This is a genomic window from Mycobacterium sp. IDUB_19, assembly GCF_055419445.1.
Genome location: NZ_JBVAXR010000093.1, coordinates 1 through 4373, shown reverse-complemented (window position 1 = coordinate 4373; position 4373 = coordinate 1). Strand labels below are relative to the sequence as shown.

Annotated in this window: 6 protein-coding genes; 4 read left to right on the top strand and 2 right to left on the bottom strand. The window is 63.3% G+C overall.

What is annotated here, in order from left to right; all coding sequences use genetic code 11:
- Positions 1-245: 245 nt before the first annotated feature.
- Complete coding sequence (locus ACZY0B_RS26850) at positions 246-659, bottom strand: hypothetical protein (RefSeq protein WP_463767270.1); 414 nt, start codon at positions 657-659, stop codon at positions 246-248.
- A gap of 315 nt (positions 660-974) precedes the next feature.
- Positions 975-1505, bottom strand: a complete 531-nt coding sequence (locus ACZY0B_RS26845) for a TetR/AcrR family transcriptional regulator (protein ID WP_463767269.1) — start codon at positions 1503-1505, stop codon at positions 975-977.
- A gap of 201 nt (positions 1506-1706) precedes the next feature.
- Between ACZY0B_RS26845 and ACZY0B_RS26840 the strand changes: the two genes are divergently transcribed.
- The 4 genes from ACZY0B_RS26840 to ACZY0B_RS26825 all read left to right on the top strand — a co-directional run bounded on the left by ACZY0B_RS26840 (position 1707) and on the right by ACZY0B_RS26825 (position 3754).
- The gene (locus ACZY0B_RS26840) at positions 1707-2423 is read left to right on the top strand and encodes an SDR family oxidoreductase (protein ID WP_463767268.1); all 717 of its coding nucleotides are present in this window, start codon (positions 1707-1709) and stop codon (positions 2421-2423) included.
- Positions 2424-2588: a hypothetical protein gene (locus tag ACZY0B_RS26835; RefSeq protein WP_463767267.1), complete on the top strand. Its 165-nt coding sequence runs from the start codon at positions 2424-2426 to the stop codon at positions 2586-2588. It abuts the gene before it with no gap.
- Positions 2589-2804: 216 nt separating this feature from the next.
- On the top strand, positions 2805-3176 hold the full coding sequence (locus ACZY0B_RS26830; RefSeq protein ID WP_463767266.1) for a hypothetical protein: 372 nt from the start codon (positions 2805-2807) through the stop codon (positions 3174-3176).
- A 107-nt stretch (positions 3177-3283) separates the two neighbouring features.
- The gene (locus ACZY0B_RS26825) at positions 3284-3754 is read left to right on the top strand and encodes a nitroreductase family deazaflavin-dependent oxidoreductase (protein WP_463767265.1); all 471 of its coding nucleotides are present in this window, start codon (positions 3284-3286) and stop codon (positions 3752-3754) included.
- Positions 3755-4373 lie beyond the last annotated feature (619 nt).

Sequence of the window (4373 nt, the reverse complement as noted above, 5' to 3'; positions counted from 1 at the left end):
TCGGCGTCCCAGGCGACCTGCCCGGCCATGAACACGAGCTTGGAACCGGTAGCAATCGACACCTGGCGGTGAAAGTCGACCTTCGGCAGGGCACGCGGGTTCGTCAAAGTGATGGTCATCCAGACTCCTTATCGTGAGAGCTTGCGGCGGCGAAATGTGTTGGCCCCCATGACTTCAGCACCGCGAATAGCCATGAGCAGGCGGTGATATGGCGAGACCCCGAAACGCCGTGTCGTGCAGCGCCATCAGTTGCTGTAAACGCGGTCGGGGCGGGTGAGCACCGCTGCCCGGCGCTGTTCGGCCATCGCCCGGTCGTAGTCGTTCCAGTCGTCGTGTGCACCGCCGGCTGCGGTGAAAATCGCTCGGAGCAAACGCCGTAGCCCCTCGGCGTCCAGCCAGGGTTGGCCGCCCCGAACGGCGTACTCGGTGACGAATAGCCTCAACGCCGCCCCGATGTCGGCGGCCCCCGGCTCGACGACACCCGTGCGATATGCCTGAATATCCGCGGGGCCCACAATGGCCAGTCCCCCACAGGGCTCACTGTGGAATTCGACATAGCCGCTGTTGATGATTGCAGCCTTCCCCTGACTGACGCCCTCGTAGAAGCGCGTCAGCGTCGCCACGTCGCCGGTCACCAGTCGGGTTTGCTCGAGAGTCATCGTGAGTTCTCCTGATGTCGTCCCGCCTTGAACTAGCTACGATACGCTATCGTAGCTATATGTCGCAGTCAACGGCGGTCTACACATCAGCCCCGCAACGTGAGGCCGCTAGTCCAAGGCCTGGGACGCCACGGCGTTCTGCGGCAACCGACAGGTCGGTTGGGACGCTCGCCGGGACCCACCCACCCGCGATCCGAGCAGAACCATTACTCCCGTGTGCGCCGCCGCTGCGTCCCACAGGGCAGGGCGGTTCACGGTCGAAACCCTGGGCCTACAAGCACGGAGAGGAACGGGGCCGTGGGCGCAACGCGGGCATCACGGGGTGCGAAGCGCCCGCGCGACGACCCCGCGGACGAAGGCATCGTCGATCTCTTGGCGTGCAAACCACCGGCGGTAGAAGATGGGGCCGGCAATGTTGGCAGTGAGCTCGGAGACGTCGAACGACGCGTCGAGTTCGCCGCGTTCCTGCGCCCGCGCCGCAATCGTGTTGAAGCCCGAGATCATTCCCGCGTGAGTGCGCGATTGAAGATCAGCGACCTCCTGGTCACGTTCGGCGGCGTCGATGATCGAGGGCAGCGCGGAAGACCACCGGCCTGTCTGCAAGCGTTGAGCCAAAGCGAGCGCCAATGCGGTCAGGTCGGCCTGAAGGTTGCCGGTGGCGGGCGTCGGAAGCCGAGGGGCGAATTGCATGACGGCATCGAACAATAGGGCTGAGCGTGTCGGCCAATAGCGGTAGATCGTGGTCTTGGCGACACCGGAACGGCGTGATACCTCGTCGAAACTGACGCCGCTGAAGCCGGCCTCGGTCAGCAGCTCGTAGGCGGCGGCCAGGCTGGCGGACTTCACGGCTTCCTTGGAACGCCGCGGCGGATCAGCGCCCCTCGTCGGGCCGGCTGGGGTTGGGGATTCTGAAGACACCGGTTGACTCCTCCAAGCAATTTGAGCTACGGTAGCGTAGCTTCGACTGAGAAGCTAAGCATACTGCCGAGAAGCGCCAGATCTCATAGCGCGCCACGGCGGCAAGTCCATACGGTATCGGAGGAGATCATGAGTGTTTTAGTCACCGGCGCGACCGGCAACGTCGGCTCGGTCGTGGTCGAACAGCTGGTCGCGGCGGGATTGGACGTTCGAGCGTTCACGCGGTCCCCGGAAAAGGCAACGTTCGGGCCGGGTGTCACTGCGGTCAAGGGTGAACTGCTCGACGTGGATGCGCTGCGGGCGGCGATGGACGGCGTCGACGCGGTATTCCTGCTCAGTCCGGTCGTGCCCGATGAGTTGAACGCCACGATCTCCGCGCTCAATTTGTGTCGCGAGGCGAACATCAAAGCCATCGTGTACTTGTCGGTGTTTCAGGTCGAGCAGACCGCGGACGTTCCCCACTTCGCCTCGAAATTCGCCGCCGAGCACATGATCGAGAAATTCCACATGCCGGTGACCATCTTGCGCCCGAACGCCTACATGCAGAGCCCGGTCGTCAAGGATTCTCTCGTCGGCCAGGGCGTGTTCCCGTTCCCGATCGGGCAAAAAGGTGTGTCCTTCACCGACATTCGCGACATCGCCGAGGTCGCGGTACTGGAATTTCAACGCCGGCTGGCGGCCGAGGAAGCACTCGGTCCAGAAGTCTACGAGGTGACCGCCGAGGACGTTCTGACCGGCGAAGCTTGCGTCAAACTGTGGAGCGAAGCGCTTGGCCGCCCAATCGAATACATCGGGGACGACCTCGACCAATACGTCCAGAGCTTGCAGGCCTTCGCCCCCAGCTAGATGGTCTACGACTTCAAGTACATGATGAAGCACTTCCAAGAGAATGGCCCCGCATCGACCGACGCCGAACTCGAGCGTCTGCGCCGACGCCTGGGCCGCAGCCCGCGCTCCTACTACGACTTCGTCATGGAGAGCGCCAAGCTGTGGGGCGCGGCGTCCTACTGACCCCTAAGGCTCATGGGCGGTAGACACGTCCACCGCGCAGATGCACGAAAGCGCCTATCCGCCAGGGGAATCGTGAACTTTCGACGGTTCACGATCCCTTGTCGGGAAGACGCGATGTCAGCACCACAGGTTCGTGCCAAGGAGGCTCGAGTGAATATGTTCTGGAAGTTGTCACCCTGGATGAGCAAGTCCGTCTTGCTACCGCCGGCAGCGATCTTGACCATGGTCGGTGTCCGCAACCTGGCCCATCCAGAAGAACAAGCAGCAGAACGGGGCATTGCCTTCACCAATCCCCTGGGCGCGACGATCTATCGCGTGGGCTTCGCCGGTTTCCCGCTAGGCTGCGCCGCGTTCCTCGCGTACTGCCTGCGCACGAATCAACGGACGCTCACCGGTCTGATCTTCTCGGCCCTGTTCAACGGTGTCGTTCTCGCGGTTCGCATCTTCGGGATGAACGTCGATTCCACCGTCGAGCAGAGTCTGCACCTCGTCAGAGCAGAGATCGTCGTGGTCGCCTTCAGTCTCGCGGGTATCACCCTCGAAATCGGGCGGCGACCCCATCGTCTGCGAGGTCCGCTGCACCCCTGAGATAGACCACGGTTCCAGTTCCACGGACCTGTGAAACACCGGCCCCTCTGACGGGCTCAGCGACCGCTGACCGTCAAGCAAAAAACGAAAGTAGAAGGAGAGAGTTGATGAGCTTTGATACCCCCCACGGCACCCGCGGTGCCCGCCTGCCCAGCAAGAGGCTGATGAACTGGATCAACGCCTTTAACATGAGACGGATCCGCGGCAAGGCCCCGAAGGTGATGGGCTTCCCGTCGCTGGTGTTGACCACCGTCGGCGCCAAGAGCGGCGCACCACGCCACACCCCGGTCGCCTACTTCCCCGACGGCCCCGACAGCTGGCTGATCGTGGCGTCCGCGGCCGGGGCCGCCAAAAACCCCGACTGGTACTACAACCTGCGCGCGCACCCCGACGACGTGCAGATCCAGCTCGCCGGCCGGACCTACGCGGTGTGCGCCGAGCAGCTCACAGGCGCTGCCCGCGAGCACGCGTGGCGCCAGATCGCCAGCACCGCAAAACGTTTCGCGGGCTACGAGAAGAAAACCGACCGCGAACTGCCGGTCATCCGCCTGCGAACCCAACTCAACCCCAAGCGATAGGTTCAGGACGCCCACACCACAGCAGGTCAGTCGGTTCGTTCGTAACAACTAAGCCCTCTCAGCGCACCTTTAGCGACATCAGAGTGGCTGCAGCGCAACGCAGACCGCAACGTCGTCCTGAGTGAAATCGGTACTCAAAGTCGGTTGATTTCCAGGGCGCCGACCAATGAGTACCTGTCTGGGTGTACTTGCTGGACGAGGGCGACAACCGGACCCCGGCGCCTGGTTCCGAATGTCGTGTAGCGCGCGCTTTTTTGAAGGGCAGGAAAATGAGTGTTTCGGGTGGCGACTTGCTGCGGCGACGGTGGATGGTGATCGTTGCCGCGTTCGTCGTGGCGATCACCGTTTTCAATCGATGGCGTGACGTCTGTGGATGAGCACCCCTGCGCTCGTGTCACCCCGGTATCAAGCCGGGCGAAGCGCAGGCGCCCGGTTCAGGATCGGTGTCAGCCAGTCCGCGTCGCCGTAGCCTCGCCGCCGAAGCGCGCGTGCTAGTCGAGAACCGCGATCGCCTCCACCTCGACGAGGTGCTCAGGCTGGACCAACGCGGCGACACCAATCAAAGTGCCCGGCGGCACGAACGTGGCGACACCGAGTTTCGCGCAGGCTCGGGCACGGC

Coding starts and splice junctions, on each gene's coding strand:
- ACZY0B_RS26850 (WP_463767270.1), bottom strand. CDS start 659: ATGACTCTCGAGCAAACCCGACTGGTGACCGGCGACGTGGCGACGCTG.
- ACZY0B_RS26840 (WP_463767268.1), top strand. CDS start 1,707: ATGAGTGTTTTAGTCACCGGCGCGACCGGCAACGTCGGCTCGGTCGTG.
- ACZY0B_RS26835 (WP_463767267.1), top strand. CDS start 2,424: ATGGTCTACGACTTCAAGTACATGATGAAGCACTTCCAAGAGAATGGC.
- ACZY0B_RS26825 (WP_463767265.1), top strand. CDS start 3,284: ATGAGCTTTGATACCCCCCACGGCACCCGCGGTGCCCGCCTGCCCAGC.